The following is a 21,059-nucleotide window of genomic DNA, read 5'->3' on the forward strand; positions in this document are numbered from 1 at the left end:
GGAATAGGTGTATACGGCAGGTCTTGGCGACACGTCTGTGGAACCCCTTAGCGCAATCTCTGTGCCCGAATATCTGCTCATGCCGTTACTTCGTTTCTAGTTTGATTTGGCGTGACAGCGCGGGTTTACCGCGTGGCATCCAGTGTATACCAGAAGTGCCCGCGTCCGAACTCAGGAGCGCTTCTCCTCTTGCTTCGCACGGTCCCAAAGCTCGTTCAGTTCCGCGGTCGAGAGAGCATCAAGATCGCGACCCTCGTCGCGCGCCAGGCTCTCCATGCAAGACCAGCGGTGACGGAACTTCTCGTTGCTCTGGGACAATGCCCCTTCTGCGTCGATGCCCTCCATGCGCGCAACGTTCACCAGCGAGAAGAGCAGGTCTCCAAACTCGAGCGCACGACTCTGCGAGCCTGCGGGCTCACGCCCGAACTCATCGCGCTCCTCGCGCACCTTTTCCCACACGCCAGAGACGTCGTCCCAGTCGAAGCCGACCTTTGCCGCACGGGCGCTAATCTTCTGGCACTGCATAAGCGCAGGCATCGAGCGCGGCACCGAGTCGAGAAGCCCGGGCTCGCTCTCCATAGTGGGACCGCCGGCCTCCTCGCGCTCGCGACGCTTCACGTCTTCCCAGATGCGCGCCACGTCCTCGGGGGTTTCGGCATCCACGCCACCAAAGACGTGCGGATGGCGGCGAACGAGCTTCTCGTCTATGGCACGGCACACGTCGTCGATGGTGAAGCTGCCCTCCTCCGCAGCAACCTGGGAGTTGAGAACCACCTGGTAAAGCACATCGCCAAGCTCTTCTGCCATATGAGAGGGGCTGTCCGCGCGCAGGGCCTCTGCTGCCTCATAGGCCTCCTCGACCATGTAGCGCACGAGGGACTCGTGCGTCTGCTCGCGGTCCCACGGACAGCCGTCCTCCTGGCGCAGACGCCACACCGTACGCACAAGACGGTCAAACTCACGGTGCGCGCCGGGAGCGCCAGGACGAGAAAGACTCTCTGCGTCCACGGCATCAAGGCGGCTTGGCGCGGCAGAGCATGTCGACTTCTGCGTCGAGGCCGGCAGAGGCGTCACCTGCGGAGCACAGCCATTCGTGTCAATGTCACCGTCGCGCATGGCGGCAGCCAGCGCCTCCGCGACAATTCCCGCACCGGTCGAGCCGGGATGCAGGCGCCCGTCGGCAAAGAGGAGCGGGTTTCTCGGCAGGATATTTGTGCCGTCAACAACGGTTACGTTGGCGTGGGGCTGGCACGCGCGCTCAATAGAACGCCGCACCCAAGAGAGCGACTTGCCACTGGGAATGCCGGCAAGCGCCTCATTGGCGTCCTCGTCCGCGCGCCAGAGCGGCGTGAGCACGTAGATGGGCGTGCGTGGGAAAAGCTCGCAGAGACGGTCCAAGTAGGCGGCTGCATCATGGCGGATCTTCTTGCCCGAGCCCTTGCGGCCCCAGTCATTGGTCCCGTAGGCAACGGTTATTGCCGAGGGCGGCTCCTTTCGCAGAGCCTTCATTCCCACAAGGGTCTGCGCGTCAAAGACGTAGCCGCACACGGCCTGGTTCACCAGGTCTAGGCCAAGCCCCTCCGAAAGGAGCGCCGGGTACGAGAGAGACGGGCATCCCACAACAAAGCCCTGGGTAATAGAGTCGCCAAGGGCAAGCAGGTAGCCACGGCGGGGTGCGGGTGTTGCCATGCCGTTAGAGGCAAGGTTGCCTACGGCAACCGACATGATGAGCGGCAGGCAGATACGCACCTCGACAGGCACGCGTTGGGGATTATCAAAGCGCACGGAGATGCGGCCGTCTCGCACCGCGACGGTGTGGGCCTGTCCGCCCCCCACTACTACGTCAATGCCGTCAATAAGGCCGTCCTCCGCCTGGCCCAGGCTGCCAAGGTGCTCCATGACCTCGGCGTACAGGAGGTGCGCAGGGTCGAGGGCACTTGTCACGCGGCAGTCAAAGGAGACCTCGTTGCCCGTGGTCACAAACGCCAGGCATATGCCCGAGGTCGCGCGGGCACGGCGCCCGCGACCAACGGAGTCCAGGTAGCGCAGTTGCTTTTTGGAGAAACGAAAGGGCTGCACAAGGCCGTCGCCCGCGTCCTCGACGAGAAGAGCCCCGCGCAGGTAATCCGTGATCTCTCCGGGCAGAGGCGTCTCGGTGGAGGCCGAGTCCGCATCGCCGGAATGCGGCGCCGTTCTCGTCCCCATGCGCGCCGCCGCAAGCGCCGTGCGCGCCAGCTTGCCAGACTTAATGAGCCTTGCTCTATCGTCCTTGCTCAAAGCCATTGAAGCTGCCCCTCTCGTCATGTTGTGCCTTACGCCAGCTCTCGCCAGCATAAGGCAACGGGCGGGGTCGGAGCGGCGGGGCGCCGAATGCGTGGCAAGGCGCTACAGATTCGTTGTACGAATGTGTATCGACCTGCGCGGGATACAGCTTTGAGTCCGAACGTGTAGCGGCCGCCGGCCCGCGATGCTGCCATCCGCCGCCGCCCGGCGCGAGCCGACGCCAAGCCCCGCCCTACTCGTCGTCCGTCTCATCTCCGCCGCCAATCTCCTCCAGCACGCCAAGCGCAGCAGGCATGACCTCCTCCTGCTTTGCGCGGAAGGGATACGCCAGCTTGTGCGTCTTGGGGTAGACCAGGGCCCCGCGCTCCTTGAGCTTGAGCGCCGTCTTTCTCGGCACGTCAATCCCCTGGTAGACCAGGCGCCCGTTGGTAAGCGAGACGGACGTGCAGCCCAGGCGCTGCGCGCGGATGCGAATGCGCGCCCGGTCAAGGAGGTTGCGACCGGCAAGCGGCAGCGCACCGTGGCTCTCCTCGAGGTCGCGCTGGAGCGCATCCACGTCGGAAAGCTCGGTGGCCGCGGCAAGCCTGCGGTAGGCAAGTACGCGCTGGTCTACCTCGGGCATGTACTCCTCAGCAAGGTAGAAGTCGGCAGAGAGGTTGATGGTGACCTCGGGCACCTCCACCTCGGCGGTCTCACCACGAGCCTCGGCAACGGCCTCGCCCAGCATCTGAGTGAAGAGGTCAAAGCCCACGCTGGAGAGGTTGCCGTGCTGCTCGGCGCCCATGAGCGAGCCCGCGCCGCGAATCTCAAGGTCTCGCATGGCAATGCGCATGCCACTGCCCAGGTCCTGGTACTCGTTGATGGCGGTGAGGCGGTCGGTTGCCTCGGGCGTGAGCGGCGCCGTGGAGGGGAACATGAAGTACGCGTACGCCTGCGTGCGGCCACGCCCTACGCGGCCCTTGAGCTGATAGAGCTGCGCCAGGCCCAGACGCTGCGAGTCTTCGATGATCAGCGTGTTGGTGCGCGGGTTGTCGATGCCGCTCTCGATGATGGTGGTGGCCACCAGCACGTCAATCTCGTGCTCCTGGAAGCGCAGCATCACGTCCTCTACCTCGCGGGCGCTCATCTTGCCGTGCGCCACGCCCACGCGAGCCTCGGGCGCCGCCTCCATCACGCGCGCCACAGCGTCGTCGATGGTGGTCACGCGGTTGCTCACATAGTAGACCTGCCCCTTGCGCTCAAGCTCGTTGCGGATGGCAGCAGAGACCAGGTCTGGGTCCCACTCCCCCACGTGCACCTTCACGGGCAGGCGCCCCGGTGGCGGCGTCATGATGAGGCTCATGTCGCGCACGCCGCTCATGGCCATCTGCATGGTGCGCGGGATAGGCGTTGCCGAGAGCGTGAGCACGTCGACCTGCTCGCGCATGTTCTTGAGCTGCTCCTTGTGCTGCACGCCAAAGCGCTGCTCCTCGTCGATGATAACGAGCCCTAGGTCATGCGGGTTGACGTCTGCCGAGAGGAGCCGGTGCGTGCCAATGAGCACGTTCACCGTGCCCGCGGCAAACCCCTCGAGCGCCTGCCGCTGCTGAGCCGGCGTCACAAAGCGCGAGAGAACACGAACGTCCAGGTCAAAGGGCGAGAAGCGCGCAAAGAACGTCTCGAAGTGCTGCTCGGCCAGAATCGTGGTGGGGCACAGCACCATAACCTGCTTGCCGTCCTGGCAGCACTTGAACGCCGCACGCAGGGCAACCTCGGTCTTGCCAAAGCCCACGTCGCCGCAGAGCAGCCGGTCCATGGGCTTTCTCGCCTCCATGTCGGCCTTGATGTCCGCCACGGCCGAGGCTTGGTCGGGCGTAAGGTCGTAGGGGAAGCTCGACTCCATGTCCAGTTGGGCGGGGGTGTCCGGCGAGAAGGCATAGCCTGTCACCGAGGCGCGGCGCGTGTAGAGGTCCACCAGGTCAAACGCCAGTTTCTTTGCAGAACGCCTGGCCTTGCCAGTTGCGCGCGACCAGTCCGCCGTGTTGAGGCGCGTGAGGCGCGGGCTCGAGCCGTCTGGCCCCACGTAGCGCGTGATGCGGTCGACCTGCTCAAGCGGCACGTAGAGCTTGTCGCCGCCGGCGTACTCCAGGAGGAAGTAGTCGCGCATGCGCCCGGCGACCTCCTGGCGCACAATCTGCGAGAAGAGCGCGATGCCGTGCGTGGCGTGGACCACGTAGTCGCCGGGCTTGAACGGGAAGGTCACGCTCGTAGGATCCACGCGCTTGGCGCGGCGGCGGTTGCGGGCCGTGCGCGGCGTGAGGTCAGAGATTGAGAGCACGCCCAGATGCGCCGAAGGCACCACGATGCCCGCAGGCACCGGCGCATCCGTAAACGTCACGGAGCCGCGGCGCAGGGGCGTAATGGCACTGTTGGCGTCTGCCGAGGTCACGGGCACGGCATTCTCGGCTGCCGAGCCAAGCGACTCCGCAAAGGGGATGTGCTCGTCGGTAAGGCGCAGCTCGAGAGACTCGCGGGCCCCGCGGTCCGGCGCGGCAAACACAACACTCACGTTGTCGTTCACCAGCTGGTGCACCACCGAGATGAGCTTGGTGTCCGCGCCCGCCACGTTGGGCTGGCGCACCTTGAGCTCTGCCGTCACCGAGCCGCCCACCCTCAGAATCGACGAGAGGGACAGGCGCTGCTGGCGGCCAAAGTCCATCTCGCGCGGGCTGGTGTAGAGCCCGTCTGTGGACACGTGCGCCGAGGAGGCCGACGCCGAGATGTCGTCCATGGCTCGCTGGCAGTCGTCGAAGAGCGCGCGGGGCTCGGCGAGCACCACCAGGGCGTCTTTCGAGATGTGCTCGATGGGACTGGCCGAGCCACCGTAGAGCGCCGGGAGGTACTTCTCGAGCGAGGGCTGAGCAGAGCGCCCCTGGATTGCCTCGAGGTCAGCCGCCACCTTGGCATCGTTCTGCGCGCGGTTGTAGAGGGCCTTCTCCGCGCGGGCGATGGTCTCGTTGGTGAAGGCCATCTCGCGACAGGGCACAACGTCAACGGAGTCCAGCTCGCCGATGGTCTGGCCCGTGGAGGGCACCATGCGGCGCACGCGGTCGATCTCGTCGCCAAAGAACTCGATGCGGACCGGGGACGTTACCTGTGCGGGGAAAACGTCGACGGAGTCGCCATGCACGTGGAAGGTGCCGGGCGCCGCCACGTCCTCGGCGTCGCCCACGTCCGTGTAGCCCATGCCAACAAGCAGCGGCGCCACGTCCTCAAAGGGCAACTCATCACCAACGGAGAAGGTGCTCGAGGCAAAGTAACCGGAGCCTGCTAGCGGCACGCGACGCAGAAGCGCCGGCGCCGAAGCAACCACGACGCACTTCTCGCCCGCAGCAAGCCGGGCAATCGCACGGCAACGCGCGCCAATCACGGCGTCATCGGGGGCTGTCTCGGCCCACGGGAAATCGCGGCGCATGGGGTAGCGCGCAACAACATCCTGGCCAAGCCAGGCCGCGAGCGCCCGCGCGGTGCGGTCCGCCGCCTCCTCGCCAGAGACAACAACCAGGCACGGGCGCGGGTCACGTGCCCAGAGCGCCGCGATCACCAGCGGGCGGGCACTCTGCCCCACGGCGAGGGACGCGTCGTTGCCAGAGCCCAGCTCGTGCAGGAGCGGCACGAGCTCCGGCGCGGTGAGCAGCTGGCGAGAAACCCTATTGATGAACATCGAGGCGGCTCCTTGGGAGGTGTCAAATGGCGGCCGGGCATGCGCTGCCAGCCAAAGGACATGCAAAGCGGCCCGCATGGCAATGCATGCGGGCTCGCATGTTGACTGTTTTTCTCAGCGATTGTACCAGGTGACGGGACCAGGGTCGAAGCGTCCTCGCAAATGAGACAAAGGGACTGTCCCTTTGTCTCACGGCCAGTCTAGGCAGCGGCCTTCTCCCCGTGCCCAAAGAGGGTCTTCACGTCCGTTGCGGCGGTGATGGCGCCAAGGATGATGACAACGGCGCACACCACGCCACGGACGTCGGGCATCGTGCCCAGAAGCAGAAGCGAGAAGGGAATAGCCCAGGCAGAGTACGTAATGTTGAGCGCCATGGCGCGCGAGGCGCCAAGGGTGGCGATTGCCTTGTAGTAGAGCAGGTACGACACCGTGCCCGAGAGCGCCGCAAGCGCGATAGTTGGCATGGCGCTCGAGGTGAGAGCCACGATGGCGCTGGGCCAGCCGCCAAGGAGCGGCAGGATTACCAGCGCGTACGTAAGGGCAGAGGTGGTCTGGCGTATCTGCATGGCGCACTCGTCGTCCACGCTCGCGTTGCGCAAGCCCCAGTCGATCACCACGGCCTCGGTGCCCCAGCCAAGAACGCACACCAGAGCGCCAATGATGCCCACGGTCCAGCTTCCAGGCACGCCATCGACGGGCGTCCAGCCCAGCACGGCAACCGCAACCAGGCACGCAGCAAGTCCTGCCCACTGGTAGGGCCGCATGCGCTCCTTCAAGACCACAGTCGCGAGCGCGGCGCCATAGGCTGGGAAGAAGGCCGAGATGGCCGCCGTGTACGCAGGGCCGATGTTGTTGATGGCAAGCACGTACCCCGTCATGCCCACGGGTCCACCAATGAGGGCAGCGCCCGCAACGACCAGACCGCTCTTGCTGCGAAGAGTCCGCCAGGTCTCGCTCAGCTTGCGTCGAATACCCATGTAGCCAAACGCGAAGACCGCCGAGCTCGCGTCGTGCAGGAAGGTGCTCGTGAAGGCGGCGAGCGCGATTGCCTGCGGCGTGGCGGCAAAGGCTGGGTTAGCCAGCGCGATGCCGAGAATTACCGTGTCAAGCGCCCAGGTGAGCGCAGCGCCAAAGCCATACGGCATGATTGTCCCCTCTCAACAGCCTGTTAGGCAGCTATGGTGTCGTTCTTCTCGTACCACGAGAGAACCTTGTCAACATATGTGACGGCGTAGCTCTTGTAGATGTCGAGCCACTCGCCCACGCCCGCCCCCTCGGCGTCCTTCTCAAGCGCCCAGACGTACCAGCACCAACCGCCGAGCACCACGCGTGCCCAGAAGTGGCGCCGCTCGACCGGAGTCGCCGCTCGCCCAAAGTAGGCGTCGATGGCGGCGTTCGCCTGCTCCTCGTTGTACTGGGAGCAGATGATGAAGGTCGCCGTGTCGTTGCCAGGGTCTCCCATGCCGGCAAACTCCCAGTCGATCACGCTCATCGAGCCGTCCTCGCCAATGAGGAAGTTGAGCGGCAGGTAGTCGTTGTGGCAGAAGCAGGCAGAGAAGCCCTCGTCGGCGACGCAGTACTCATTCAGGCGGGTGACCTTCTCGCGCAGCTGTTCATAGCCTGGGACGCCAATCTCACCATGGGACTTGAGCAGTTGCTCGTAGCCAAGGCCGTCCTCGTAGAAGTCGAACTTGGCATCGATCTTCGCGTCCGACTCGTGGAAGGTGCGGGCTAGCGCCATCGCACGCGAGACCTCATCGTGGTTGAGGGGGTCGACGTTTCTCGCGTTGGGCACAAAGCGCGAGATCTTCCAGCCCTTCTCGGCGTCCTCGTAGATGAAGGTGCGGTCTATCCCCAGCTCGTGAGCAACGGTGTCTGCGTCCTTCTCGGCAGTGCGGTTGATGAACTTCTCGGTGCCAATGCCAGGGTGGCGATAGACGTACTCGTCTGTCCCCACGGCAAAGTGGAAGGTGAGGTTGGTGAGCCCGTTCTTGATGGGATAGAAGTCGTGCAGCTGCGTGCACTCGCACCCCAGGACGTCCACGATGTTGTCGATGGCAGGGCACTCGACAGTGGAGAGAAAACCGGGGTCAAACTCCACCAGCTCGTCCACCGAGTCAAACTCCAGGACCTGGTCTGCCGGATAGCGGCGCATGTCCATCGAGAGGCAGTCGGGGTTGCGTGCAAAGATGGTCTCCCAGAGCTCGTCGGCGTACTTCTCCTCGTAGAACGGGCTGCGCACGATGCTCTCGAGAATGCGCACGAAGGTGTTGGAGAAGGCGCGGTCAAAGTACACGTGGCCGAGCATGGCCCACGCATCCTTGCCGCCAACCGTCACGGAAGTGATGCGGTCATTCTCGTCAACGCCCAGGCACCACTCGTCCGTAGGGCCATCCATGTAGACTGCCGAGTAGTAGGCGCGATAGACGTACGTCTCGAAGGGGTTCTTGGCGAAGTAGTCATCCGACGAGCAGACGTAGGTGTTCCTCAGCTGGTCACGAACAAGCCAGAGCGTCCAGTTGTTATTCCGTTCAGCATAGAGGTCGTTGTTCACCAGGCGAACACCGTACTTATCAGCCAGATAGGCGAACTCGTCTGCGCGATAGCCAACAACAACAGTGATGTCTGTGATGCCCGCTTCGTGGAGCTGGCGAATTTGGCGCTCGATGAGGACCTCGCCGCGTACGCTCGTGAGCCCCTTGGGTTGCCAATATGAGATGGGCACAAAGCGAGACGAGAGGCCGGCGGCCATGATGACGGCGTTCTCTACCCGGTAGGGCTCCAGCGCCTTGCGGCCAAGCTCTGTGACGGCAGTGCCTGAGACGAGGCCCATGCTGCGAAGCTCATCGAATTCCGGAGAGGCAGCCTGAGCGCAGGCGTCATCCGGGGATGTGGCAAGCGTACTGAGGATGTCGAACTCTTTGCGCGTGAGTGCCATGGCAGATCCTTTGGACAAAGATAAGGTTCATGTAAAGGATGCAGCCAATCATAACTGAACGCTTACACAGAGTTTTGGGATTATTTAACGTTGTTGAGAATTTACGTAAGCGGCATGGTTGTCTGCGCCACCACGCAAGGCCAGAGAATAGCTCCAATTCTTAAACGCGATTACCGCGACCTGCGCAAACGCAATAGCGCATTAAGAAAAGGAGCTATTCTCCGAAAGCCTTGCTACTTCCCGGTAGCCCTCCCGGAATCATCTGCAAGCTCGCGAAGCCAGGCGGCCGCAGCCTCAACGTCTGCCGCATCCGCCTGCCACGCCCAGTTGCCCTCGGCCACGCCGGGCACGTTCATGCGCGCCTCGTTCCCAAGGAGAAGCACGTCTTGGAGCGGCATGATCACCACGTCGTTCTCGACGCCAACGGTACGGCGCTCGATGTCGCGTGCCACCTCGGCGGCCTTCTCGGCGTCACCGTCAGCAAAGCTACGGGAGCACCAGCCCACCAGGGTCTCGGTGTCGTGCGTGCCCGTGTAGACTAAAGACCCCCTGTTGGGCGTGAACTCGTTGCGCACATCCTGGTCGGCAAACTGAACAATGCTCATGCCTGGCACACCCGTCTCAGCTATAAGCGCGCGAACGGCGGGAGTGACGTTGCCCAGGTCCTCGGCGATAAGCGGCAGGCCGCCAAAGAGCTTGTTGGCTGCACGGAAGAGATTGGCGCCAGGCCCAAAGGCATACGCGCCTTCGGTCGCCGGCTTTCCAGCCTCGATCTCGTAGTACGAGGAGAACCCAATAAAGTGGTCAAGGCGCACGTAGTCATAGAGCTTGAACGCGCGGTCAAGCCTGCGCAGCCACCAGTCGTAGCCGTCGGAGCGCAGGACGTCCCAGTCGTAGGTGGGGTTGCCCCAGAGCTGTCCCTCGGCGGAGAGCTGGTCGGCGGGGGCGCCGGCCTGCATGGCAGCATGGCCATTCTCGTCCAGGTCAAAGATGTCCGGCTCGCTCCAGACGTCCGCAGAGTCAGCCGAGACGTACATGGGCATGTCACCCACGATGCGCACACCCCGCTTGTTGGCATATGCGCGGAGCTCGTTCCACTCAAGCTGGAACTCAAACTGCAGCTTGCGCGCCGCCTCGATGCCCGGCACCAGCTCTGGGTCATCCGCAAGGCGCGGAGAATAGCTGCGATAGTGCTCTGGCCAGGCCTGCCATGGGGCATCGTTAAACTTGTCCTTCAGTGCACAGAAGGTGGCGTAGGGGGTAAGCCAGTAGTCGTTGTCGTCGCAGAACTCCGCAAAGCGACCATCACCAAAGAGGGAGTCGTCAGCGAGAACCTCCTCGGGATCACGCTCGAGAAGAGCAACATTGCCCGCGTTGGCAGCCAGCCCCGCATAGGGCGAGCCAAACTCGTCCGTGGGGTTCACGGGAAGCACCTGCCAGTAGCGCTGGCCGCAACTGGCAAGCCAGTCCACGAAGCGCTTTGCCGGCGCCCCCAGCGTTCCCGGCTTGCCGTTGTTGGGCACCGAGGTCACGTGGCACAGCACACCCATACCGCGCTCGAGCGGCTTCTGGAGTCGCTCGTGCCTATGGAAGTGGAGCACCGCCGTGCCCAGCGGCCAGAGGAAGACCTCCGCCTGGCCCTGCGAGACCTTGGGGTCGCGCCCGGAGACGATGTCCGAGACCTCCATGCCGCTCTCAATAGGCACCCGCACGGTGTGCGAGTTATTCAGGCTGGCGTTTACCAGCACGCAGACGCAGTCGCTCTTGGTGCGGCTCCTGCGCCAGAACCCAAACACGTCATCGCCCACCGCAAACGGGTTGAACCTGCCGTCCACCAGCACGTCGAGCGTTTTGCGCACGGCAATGGCGTTGCGGTAGATGTCAAAGCAGTCCTTGTCACCGCCGCCCCAGGGGTAGGCCGCACGGTTGTACGGGTCGCGGAAGCCCTCCATGCCGCGCTCGTCCCCGTAGTAGATGCAGGGAACCCCAGGCAGGGTCATCTGCAACAGCGTGATGGCCCACAGGCGGCTCTTGGCCAGGTTGCGCTGGCCGGGGTCAAGGCGATACGACGCACGCTCGGACTCGGAGAGCGTGTCGGGGTTGGGCGCGCCGCCAAGCGTCGTGAAGAGGCGCTCGCGGTCGTGGCTGCCCAGGAGGTTGAGCTCGCTGTAGAGCGCCTGACCGGGGTAGTTCTCGCCCAGCTGCTCCAGGCGTCTTGTGAGCTCCTGCGCGCCAATCTCGTTGCGCATGAAGGCGAGAAGGCCCTCGCGCAGCGGGTAGTTCATGGTGCCGTCAAGCTCCGAGCCCTCGAAGTACTGGCGCAGCGAGCCGTAGGCGGTCTTGTTGCTGGCGTCCTCCCACACCTCGCCAATGAGAAGGCCGTCGGGCTTCTCGGCGAGAACCGCATGCTTGATGTCCGCGATGAAGCTGTCTGGAAGCTCGTCGGCCACGTCCAGGCGCCAGCCGCGTGCGCCATCGCGCAGCCACCGACGCACCACGCCCTCTCGGCCACAAATGAACTCGTGGTAGGAGGGGTCGTTCTCGTTGATGGCGGGAAGGTCGTCCACACCCCACCAGCTGTCGTAGGTCCCGTCGTCATGGAACGTGTACCACGAGCGATAGACCGAGTCCGTGCTCTGGTATGCGCCCACGGAGTCTGGGTAGTTCCCGTACCTGTTGAAGTAGCGAGAATCGCAGCCCGTATGGTTGAAGACGCCGTCCAGGATCACCGAGATGCCCATCTCCTCGGCGTCCACGCACAGGCGGCGGAAGCTCTCCTCGTCACCAAGCATGGGGTCGATGGCCATGTAGTCACCGGTGTCGTAGCGGTGGTTGCTTGCGGCCTCAAATATGGGGTTGAGGTAGATCACCGTCACGCCCAGATCCTTGAGGTAGCGCAACTTCTCGCGGACGCCCTCGAGGGTTCCGCCGTAGAAGTCCCAACGCTTTATGCGGCCATTCTCGTCCTTGTCGTAGGCGGGAGGCGTGGACCAATCGTCAACCACGGTACGGCCTGGGCCGGCGATGTGCGGGCGCTCCATGGCAACGTCGGCCCTGCGGCGCCAGTCCTCCCCGCGGGCAAAGCGATCGGGGAAGACCTGGTAGACAATGCCGCCACGATACCAGTTGGGCTGAACGGCGCGCTGCTTGTACACGGTTATCTGGAACGATGGCGGGTCGCCATAGGCAAACGCGCCCTCGCCGGTAGTCCAGCCGGGCTGAGCGCCATAGCGCCACACGGCGCCATCGGACGCCTCGATGTCGAAGCTGTACCAGATGATGCCGGTCCTGTCCGGCGTAAAGGTAACCGAGAAGTGAGTCACACCACCGCGCTTCTCGCCATGCATCTCGAGCAGGCGCTCGCCCACCCCGTCCGTCCAGGTGCGAAGCGTGCAGAACACCACCTCGTCATCCCAGACGTCGATGCCTACAGTAACGGCGCCGCCCAACCGGACGGCGCCAAAGGGATCTCTGTACTCCCTCTCGGAAGTTACGTGCCGCGCCTTCAAGCCTTACCTGTCTCTTCTCTTGTTGTACCTAATGACCTCGGGGTGAAGCCCGTGGTAGATGTCCATGTAGTCGTTTGCGGCACGGCGCCAGCTGAAGTCTGTCGCCATGGCCTGGAGCATGAGCTTAGTCCAGAGCTCCTGGTTAGTCCAGAAGATCTCACAGGCCCCCAGGAGGGTGTCGGCCATCTCGTCCGCGTTCATGTTGGAGAAGCGGAAGCCGGTACCCTCGCCGGTGAACTTGTTGTACGGGACCACAGAGTCGCGCAGGCCACCCGTCTCGCGCACGAGAGGAAGCGTGCCATAGCGCATGGCAATCATCTGGGAGAGCCCGCAGGGCTCAAACTCGGACGGCATGAGCAGGATGTCGCCGCCAGCGTACATGCGGTGCGAAAGCGCGTTGTCAAAGGCGATGCGCGCGCACATCATGTCGCCGTACTTCTGGTCGAAGTAGCGGAACGCCTCCTCCTGGTCAGCGTCACCGGTGCCGAGAATGGCCACCTGGACGCCACGCCTCATGATGCCGTCCATGGCGTAGCGGACAAGCCCCAGGCCCTTCTGGTTGGTGAGACGGCCAATCATCACCACAAGCGGGCGTGTGGGGTCCTGGCGCAGACCAAGCTCCTCCTGGAGGGCACGCTTGCACTCGGCCTTGTTGGCAAGGTCGTCGGCAGAGTAGTTGGCCGGAATCATGCCGTCAGTCTTGGGGTTCCAGATGCTTGTGTCGATACCGTTGAGGATGCCCGTCAGGATGTTGGAGCGCCTGCGGAAGATGGGATCAAGCCCCTCTCCGTAGAACGGCATCTGCAGCTCGTAGGCGTAGCTCGGGCTCACGGTGGTAAGGGCGTCCGCGTAGCACAGGCCACCCTTCATGAAGTTGATCGAGTCCTTGTCGCAGTAGAGCTGGTCACGGGCGGCGGGGATATCGGCAAGGCCAAGGATGTCGGAGAGCATCTTGTCGCCGTACTGGCCCTGGAACTTGATGTTGTGGACTGTCATGACGGTCTTGACGTTGTTGCACTGCGGCGCGCCACGGTAGAGCTCGCGCAGGAAGACGGGGCAAAGCGCTGTCTGCCAGTCGTTGCAGTGCAGGACGTCGCAGGCAAGCTCCGGCACCTTGACGATTGCCTCGCAAATGGCCTTCGCAAAGAAGGCAAAGCGCTCGCCATCGTCAAAGTAGCCGTAGAGCCCGTCACGCTTGAAGTACGCCTCGTTGTCCACGAAGTAGAAGTCGAGCCCCTGAAGCTCGAGCTTCTCGATGCCGCAGTAGACATTCCTCCATGCCAGGGGCACGTAGAAGTCCGCAACGTGCTTCATGCGGTCCTTGTACTCCTGGGGAATGGTGCCGTACTTGGGCATAATAACTGCCGCCTTGGCACCAGCGTGCTTGAGCGCGCGCGGGAGGGAACCCGCCACGTCGCCCAAGCCGCCAGTCTTGGCGAACGGCACCGCCTCCGAGGATGCAAAGAGGATCCTCAGCTTCCTGCGGTGTGCGCTTGTTGGCATGGTTCCCACCTTTACTCGCGACCCTTTTCCTTGATGAGGACGTCCTCGGGGGTGCCACGAAGCTCGGTGCCTGCCGGGACGACGTTGTTCCTGTCGACGATCGCGTTCTCTACGCGAGCGCCGCTCTTGATAACGCAGTCCTGCATCACCACGGAACCACGAATGGTGGCACCGCTCTCCACAATGACATTGCGGCCAAGGACGGAATCGCCAACGTTGCCAAAGATGCGGCAGCCAGCGGAGACGAGCGAGTTAGTGACGTGGGAACCCACCTCAAACTTGGCGGGCGACGTGTCGTGCGCCTTGGTCTTGATGAAGCGGCCCTCGGGGAAGAGCTCGGCATTGATCCGCGGGTCGAGCGCGTCCATGTTGGAGCGGTAGTAGCTCTTCTTGTTGAACACCGCCGCCGCATAGCCATCAAAGTTGTATGCCTGAACGTTCACGCGGCCGTAGTCGTTGCCCATGGCCTCAAAAATGTCAAGGTAGTCGGTGGCAGCGTACCAGTCGAACATGTCAAGCAGCAGCTGGCGGCTAATCACAAAGCAGTCAAGGAAGGCGGTGTCGCCAAACGAGACGCCGTGCTTCACGCCAGTGACGCGGGAGCCATCCATCTCAAAGCCCGTAACGTCGGCGTCGTTGCCGCTTGCCTGCTTGGTAAGCACGGTGACGTCCGCACCAGATGCCACGTGTGCGTTGTACAGGTCGTTGAGGTCCATGTTGTAGACAAAGTTGGCGGTCGAGAAGATCACATAGTCAGACTTGGACCTGGTGAAGAAGACCTTGTTGTGGACAAGGTCGCGCAGCAGGAAGCGAGCACCCGTGCGAGAGGTGCCAAAGGCGGAGCCGGGGAGGACAAACAGGCCGCCGTTCTTGCGGTCGAGGTTCCAGTCCTTACCGGAGCCCACGTGGTCGATGATCGAGCGGTAGTTATAGGGCATGACCATGCCAACCGTGCGCAGGCCGGCGTTGACCATGTTGGACAGGGGGAAGTCGACCAGGCGGTAGCGGCCAAGGAACGGCATAGACGCAACCGGGCGGCTCTCGACGAGTGCGCTCGGAGACTTGGCCGAGTAGTTGCACGTGATAAGACCAATGACCTTTTCCATTGCTTACTCCCCCTTCCCGACAACGACGTCATTCCCAATGACAGCCGTGTCCTTCGTAGAGTCGACGCTACCGAGGTTCACGTTCTCCTCGACGACGGAGTTCTCGCCCAGGATTGCGCGAACAACATGCGCGCCGTTCTTGACGACGGCACCGGGGAGCAGGACGGAGTCGACAACCGTGGCATGCTCGCCCACGTATGCGTCGACCGAGAGAATCGAGTGCTTGGCCTTGCCGTAGACCTGCACACCGTTGGCAACGAGGCAGTCGTCCACGTCACCATCGCGGCCCACAAACGCGGGCGGCCTCGTGGAGGCGTTGCTCATGATGGGGAAGTCTTCACTGTAGAGGTCGAAGGCGGGGTTGGGGCCGAGAAGGTCCATGCTCGTCTCGTGGTAGCTCGAGATGGTACCCACGTCGCGCCAGAACCCGTTGAACTCGTACGTATACAGGCGCTTGCCGTCTGCCAGAAGCTTGGGGATGATGTTCTTCCCGAAGTCGTGCTCGGAGGTCTGGTCGATGGCGTCCTCCTTGAGGGAGCTCTCGAGGAGGTCGGCGTTGAAGATGTAGATGCCCATAGAGGCGAGGTTCGAATCGGGCTTCTTGGGCTTCTCGGTGAACTTGAGGATGCGCTCGTCCTCGTCCTGGGTGATGATGCCAAAGCGCGAGGCCTCTTCCCAGGGCACCGGCATCACGGCGATGGTGAGGTCGGCGTTGTGGCGCTTGTGGTTCTCCAGCATCTTGCCGTAGTCCATGCGGTAGAGCTGGTCGCCCGAGAGGATGAGCACGTACTCGGGATCGTTCTGGTCAATGTAGCCCAGGTTTTGGGTCACGGCGTCTGCCGTGCCCTCGTACCAGGCACCGCCCGTCTGGGTAGCGTAGGGCGGCAGAATGGAAACGCCGCCGTCACGCTCGTCGAGGTTCCACGCCTCGCCGGTGCCAATGTAGGAGTGCAGGAGGTACGGGCGGTACTGTGTGAGAACGCCCACCGTCGAGACGCCCGAGTTTGCGCAGTTGGACAGCGCAAAGTCGATGATGCGGAACTTGCCCCCGAACGAGACCGCAGGCTTTGCCACGTTGCTTGTGAGCGCACCGAGTCTGCTGCCCTGTCCTCCGGCAAGAAGCATCGCGATGCATTCCTTCTTGCTCATAAGGTCCCCCATTCCCTTCAATCGTCCCAACACTTGCCACGTACCTTCAACCCGCAAGTTCGCGGGATGGTTCCTAAGCCTCAATATGCCAGATGTCGCTCATGTACTCGCGAATGGTTCGGTCACTAGAGAAGTATCCGGCCTTGGCGGTATTGTGCAGCGCAGACTTGTTCCAAGCGGCGCGGTCTCCGTAGGCGGTGGTGAGCTCGTCCCAGGCGTCAACATAGGAGCGGAAGTCACGCAGAACAAGGTCTGGATCGTTGCTCACCATGAGGTAGTCGTGGATGCTCTCGAAGTTGCCCGAGAGGCGAGCGAGCGAGCCGTCGGAGAGCATGTCCACAACGCGGCCAAGGCGCTCGCGATCGGTGTTGTACTGGTCCCACGCGAAGTATCGGCCAGAGGCGTGCAGCGCCTCCACCTCTTCGGTACGCAGACCAAAAATCTTGATGTTCTCGTCACCCACGAGCTTGGCAATCTCGACGTTGGCGCCGTCGTAGGTGCCCAGCGTGATGGCCGCGTTCATCATGAGCTTCATGTTGGACGTGCCGGAGGCCTCGGTGCCGGCAGTCGAGATCTGCTCGGAAATCTCGGCCGCGGGGTAGATGAGCTGAGCGCTCGACACGGCGAAGTTGGGGACAAAGGCGACCTTGATCTTGTCGTTCACGCGCGGGTCGTTGTTCACCACGTCGGCCACCGAGTTGATGAGTCGGATGACCTCCTTGGCAAAGGTGTAGCTCTGTGCAGCCTTGCCCGAGAAGATGAACGCCGTGGGGCGCGGGTCAAAGTGCGGGTCTGCAAGGATGCGGTTGTAGATGTCCAGGATCTTGAACACGTTGAGGAGCTGGCGCTTGTAGGCATGGAAGCGCTTTACCTGCACGTCAAAGACCATGGAGCAGTCAAGGTCGACGCCAGAGGTCTCCTTAACGTAGGCGGCAAGGCGCTGCTTGTCGGCAAGCTTGGCCTTTTCCATCTCGTCCAGGAAGCCGGCGTCATCCTCGTAGGCAGTGAGCTTCTCCAGCTCGAAGGCGTCATCCAACCAGCCCGTGCCAATGGCGCCAGAGATGAGGCGCGCGTAGGAGGGGTTCGCCTCGGCGAGGAAGCGACGGTGAGAGACGCCGTTGGTCTTGTTGTTGAACATCTCGGGGTTGAGGCGGTAGAAGTCCTTGAGCACGCCCTCCTCGAGGATGCTCGTGTGAAGCGCGGAGACGCCATTCACCGAGTGGCTGAAGATGATGGAGAGGTTTGCCATGCGCACCTGGCCGTCCCACAGTATGGCGGTGTTCTTGAGCATCTCTCCCCAGTCGTCGAAGGTGTGGGGGAAGCTCTCGCGATAGCGACGGTCGATCTCCTCGATGAACATGTACAGGCGTGGCATGAGGGCACGGAAGGTGTCGATGGGCCACTTCTCCAGCGCCTCGGGCATGACCGTGTGGTTGGTGTAGGAGATGGTCTGCTTGGCGATCTTGAAGGCCAGGTCAAAGTCCACGCCACGCTCGTCTACCAGGATGCGCATGAGCTCGGGGCCGCACATGGCGGGGTGCGTATCGTTGGTGTGGATGGCCACGTGGTCGGCAAGGTGCTCCCAGTCGGGCCCAAAGTCGCGTTCGTAGGTACCGAGGATGGTCTGAAGGCCAGCGGAGACAAACAAGTACTCCTGCTTCAGGCGCAGGATCTTGCCATGCTCGCCGGAATCGTTGGGATAGAGAATCGTGGAGATGGCCTCGACGTCGGAGCGGAACTTGTTCGCCTTGGCATAGTCGCCAGCATTGAACGCGTCGAGGTCGAAGTTCTCCTCGTAGGGCTCGGCGCTCCAAAGGCGCAGGTGGTTGACCTTCTTGGTGCCATAGCCAACGATGGGCACGTCATACGGGACGGCGCGCACCTTCTCGCCGCCCTCCTGGGTGAACCAGTAGCGGCCGGTCTCGTCCTCGTGGCGCACAACCCGGCCGCCAAACTGCACAATCACCGTGCCGGAGTCACGGCGAGACTCCCAAGGGAAGCCGTTCTCAAGCCAGTTGTCGGTCTTCTCGACCTGGCGACCGCCCTCGATGACCTGGCGGAACAGGCCGTAGTGGTAGCGCATGCCGTTGCCATAGCCGGCAATGCCCTCGTGTGCCATGGAGTCGAGGAAGCACGCGGCGAGACGACCGAGGCCGCCGTTACCCAGGCCGGGGTCTGCCTCCTGGCGGCAGATGGTCTCCAAAGAGCCGCCCATGTCCTCCACGCCCTTGGCGACAAGATCATGGACGCCGAGGTTGAGCAGGTAGTTGTCAAGCAGCGGACCAAGGAGGAACTCGAGGGAGAAGTAGTAGACCTTCTTCTCGCCCTTCTGGTGAGTGCCAATGCCAACGTTGCGCGACTTCTTTGCGATAAGCGTTGCGAGCACCTGATAGCGCTCGAGCTGGGTGCAGTCCTCGAACTTCTTGCTGAGGTCTGCCATGCAAGCCTCGCGGTACTGCTTCTCGAAATCTGCGGTGTCCTTGAAGATCTTTTCCTGTGCCATGTGACTCCAATGTCATGTCCTGCGGGACGGAACACCCCCAACATTACATGGGAACGTTCCCGTCTCATTATACGGGCGCATTCGTCACGCGCGCGTTGCCTGACGGTATGGCACGCGTGACAAATGGCGGTTTTCTTACTTCTTTGCCGTTCTGCGCGATGCGGGCTTGGCCTCTGCAGCAGGCTTCTTTGTTGTCGTCGGCTTCTTGGCGGCGGCCGGCTTCTTGGCCGCTGCGGGCTTGGCCTCTGCCGCAGGCTTCTTGGTGGCGGCAGCCTTGCTTGCCGGCTTCTTGGCGGCGGGCTTAGGGGCGGCCGTTGTTGCCGACGACTTTGCGCGCGCAGCGGTGGTGCGGCGCTTCCTCAGCGCGCCGGTGCGGTGCAGGACGAGGCCGCCCAGCGGAGGCACGCGGACGACGACGGACTGCTTGCGGCCGTTCCACGCAATCTCGCTGGTCTCGAGCTTGCCGATATTGACCACGCCAGAGCCGCCAAACTGCTCGGCGTCGGAGTTGAACAGCTCCTCGTAGTAGCCCTCCTCGGGCACGCCAAGGCGGAAGTCCTCGTGGGCGTTCACGTCAAAGTTGATGAGAATGACGAGGTCGTCCTTGGGGTTGTCCCCCTTGCGGATGAACGAGATGATCGACTGCTTGGCGTTGTCGGCGTCAATCCACTCGAAGCCGTCGCTCGTGTAGGAGTTCTGCCAGAGCGCGGGATGCGCGTTGTAGAACGCGTTGAGCGCAGCGACAAACTGCTGCTGGTGACGGTGGGTATCGTACTGCTCGGCCAGGAAGTACTGGATGCCCTCGTAGTAGCGCCACTCGATGAACTGGGCAATCTCGTTGCCCATGAAGTTGAGCTTGCCACCCGCGTGCGTCATCTGGTAGAAGGCAAGCGCCCTCATGCCGGCAAACTGACGCCAGTAGTCACCGGGCATACGCGTGATAAGCGAGCACTTGCCGTTTACCACCTCGTCGTGGCTAAGCGGCAGCACGAAGTTCTCGTTGAACTGGTACATGGTCGAGAACGTGAGCAGCCTGTGGTTGCCCGGGCGATAGGGGAAGTCGGTCTGCATGTAGTGCAGTGTGTCGTTCATCCAACCCATGTCCCACTTGAAGTTGAAGCCCAGGCCGCCGTCCTCGGGTGGGTAGGTCACGAGCGGCCACGCCGTGGACTCCTCGGCAATCATCGAGACATCCGGGTAGTACTTGCCCACCGTGGAGTTGCACTGGCGGATAAACGCGATGGCTTCGTCGTCTTCCTCGGTGCCGCGCGAGTTGAACTTCTTGAGGCGCGGATCGTCCACGCCAAAGTTGAGGTAGAGCATGGAAGTGACGCCGTCCATGCGGATGCCATCGGCGTGGTACTCGTCAATCCAGTAGAGCAGGTTGGAGATGAGGAAGGTGCGCACCTGGCCGCGCGAGAAGTCGAACTTGTGCGTACCCCAGTTGGGGTGAATCTCGTTCTCGTAGAGCATCTCGCCGTTGAAAGTGGCGAGGCCCTGCTCGTCGGCGCAGAAGCCGCCCGGTACCCAGTCGAGAATCACGCCGATGCCGGCCTTGTGGCAGGCGTCGACAAAGTGCTTGAACTGCTTGGGCTCACCGTAGCGCGAGGTTGGGGCGAAGTAACCCGTCACCTGATAGCCCCACGAGCCGTCAAACGGGTGCTCCATGATGGGCATGAGCTCGATGTGCGAGTAGCCCATGGTGCGCACGTAGTCCACCAGCTCGACGGAGAGGTCGTCGTACGAGTAGAACTCGCCGCGCTGAGCGGGGAACGGATCGCCAGGGCCGGGATAGGTGCCGTCCGGGCGCGGGTCTCCCTGCGGCTCGTCGCCGTGACGGCGCCACGAGCCAAGGTGCACCTCAAAGATGTTGAGCGGGGTCTTGAGCTTGTCTGCCTTGGCGCGCTTGGCGAGCCATGCCTTGTCGCTCCATGTATAGCCGGTGACGTCGTACGTGCACGAGGCCGTACCCGGTGCTTTCTCGGCAAAGAACGCGTACGGGTCTGCCTTGTAGAGGCGCTTGCCGGAGTTTGTCTCGATCACAAACTTGTAGAGCGAACCCATCTGGACGCCGGGGACAAAGCCCTGCCAGACATCGCCAGTCTTGGTCTTGGTGAGCGGATTGGCCCCCTCATCCCAGTTGTTGAACTCCCCAATCACGTGAACGCTCTTCACCTGGGGCGCCCAGACGGCAAAGTGGAAGCCCTCGGTGCCGTTCTCGTCGACGGCCTGGTGCGCGCCCATCTTGTCGTAGCTGCGGTACCACTCGCCCTTTGCCAGCAGGTAGAGGTCGTCGTCGCTCAAGTACAGAGAACTGTCACGAGTCTGCATGCTCGCTCCTCACGCGTCGTTTGTGTCCCCCATG

Annotated in this window: 10 protein-coding genes; all 10 read right to left on the minus strand. The window is 62.8% G+C overall.

Annotation, left to right across the window (positions count from 1 at the left end; translation table 11 throughout):
* Positions 1-171: 171 nt before the first annotated feature.
* A complete protein-coding gene (gene mazG / locus BT122_RS10685) occupies positions 172-2,283 on the minus strand; it encodes a nucleoside triphosphate pyrophosphohydrolase (RefSeq protein WP_177242183.1) in 2,112 nt (703 codons plus the stop codon).
* A gap of 232 nt (positions 2,284-2,515) precedes the next feature.
* A complete protein-coding gene (gene mfd, locus BT122_RS02615; RefSeq protein ID WP_072354455.1) occupies positions 2,516-5,986 on the minus strand; it encodes a transcription-repair coupling factor in 3,471 nt (1,156 codons plus the stop codon).
* Between the two features lie 200 nt (positions 5,987-6,186).
* Positions 6,187-7,131: a DMT family transporter gene (locus tag BT122_RS02620; protein ID WP_072354456.1), complete on the minus strand. Its 945-nt coding sequence runs from the start codon at positions 7,129-7,131 to the stop codon at positions 6,187-6,189.
* 23 nt (positions 7,132-7,154) lie between these two features.
* Complete coding sequence (locus BT122_RS02625; protein WP_072354457.1) at positions 7,155-8,924, minus strand: phosphotransferase; 1,770 nt, start codon at positions 8,922-8,924, stop codon at positions 7,155-7,157.
* A 233-nt stretch (positions 8,925-9,157) separates the two neighbouring features.
* The gene (locus BT122_RS02630; protein ID WP_072354458.1) at positions 9,158-12,433 is read right to left on the minus strand and encodes a 4-alpha-glucanotransferase; all 3,276 of its coding nucleotides are present in this window, start codon (positions 12,431-12,433) and stop codon (positions 9,158-9,160) included.
* Positions 12,434-12,436: 3 nt separating this feature from the next.
* Entirely contained in the window at positions 12,437-13,936 is a 1,500-nt protein-coding gene (glgA, locus tag BT122_RS02635) for a glycogen synthase GlgA (protein WP_072354459.1), read from the minus strand.
* Between the two features lie 11 nt (positions 13,937-13,947).
* Positions 13,948-15,042, minus strand: a complete 1,095-nt coding sequence (gene glgD / locus BT122_RS02640) for a glucose-1-phosphate adenylyltransferase subunit GlgD (protein WP_072354460.1) — start codon at positions 15,040-15,042, stop codon at positions 13,948-13,950.
* Positions 15,043-15,045: 3 nt separating this feature from the next.
* Positions 15,046-16,191, minus strand: a complete 1,146-nt coding sequence (locus BT122_RS02645; RefSeq protein WP_059052791.1) for a glucose-1-phosphate adenylyltransferase — start codon at positions 16,189-16,191, stop codon at positions 15,046-15,048.
* A 73-nt stretch (positions 16,192-16,264) separates the two neighbouring features.
* Positions 16,265-18,694, minus strand: a complete 2,430-nt coding sequence (locus tag BT122_RS02650) for a glycogen/starch/alpha-glucan phosphorylase (protein WP_072354461.1) — start codon at positions 18,692-18,694, stop codon at positions 16,265-16,267.
* Between the two features lie 135 nt (positions 18,695-18,829).
* Positions 18,830-21,025 (minus strand): 1,4-alpha-glucan branching protein GlgB, encoded by a 2,196-nt coding sequence (gene glgB, locus BT122_RS02655; protein WP_072354462.1) that lies wholly within the window; start codon positions 21,023-21,025, stop codon positions 18,830-18,832.
* Positions 21,026-21,059: the final 34 nt, after the last annotated feature.

This window comes from Olsenella sp. kh2p3 (assembly GCA_900119625.1).
In the GTDB taxonomy this organism is placed as follows: Bacteria; Actinomycetota; Coriobacteriia; order Coriobacteriales; family Atopobiaceae; genus Tractidigestivibacter.

Coding starts and splice junctions, on each gene's coding strand:
- glgA (WP_072354459.1), bottom strand. CDS start 13,936: ATGCCAACAAGCGCACACCGCAGGAAGCTGAGGATCCTCTTTGCATCC.
- mfd (WP_072354455.1), bottom strand. CDS start 5,986: ATGTTCATCAATAGGGTTTCTCGCCAGCTGCTCACCGCGCCGGAGCTC.
- BT122_RS02620 (WP_072354456.1), bottom strand. CDS start 7,131: ATGCCGTATGGCTTTGGCGCTGCGCTCACCTGGGCGCTTGACACGGTA.
- glgB (WP_072354462.1), bottom strand. CDS start 21,025: ATGCAGACTCGTGACAGTTCTCTGTACTTGAGCGACGACGACCTCTAC.
- BT122_RS02625 (WP_072354457.1), bottom strand. CDS start 8,924: ATGGCACTCACGCGCAAAGAGTTCGACATCCTCAGTACGCTTGCCACA.
- BT122_RS02645 (WP_059052791.1), bottom strand. CDS start 16,191: ATGAGCAAGAAGGAATGCATCGCGATGCTTCTTGCCGGAGGACAGGGC.
- glgD (WP_072354460.1), bottom strand. CDS start 15,042: ATGGAAAAGGTCATTGGTCTTATCACGTGCAACTACTCGGCCAAGTCT.
- BT122_RS02650 (WP_072354461.1), bottom strand. CDS start 18,694: ATGGCACAGGAAAAGATCTTCAAGGACACCGCAGATTTCGAGAAGCAG.
- mazG (WP_177242183.1), bottom strand. CDS start 2,283: ATGGCTTTGAGCAAGGACGATAGAGCAAGGCTCATTAAGTCTGGCAAG.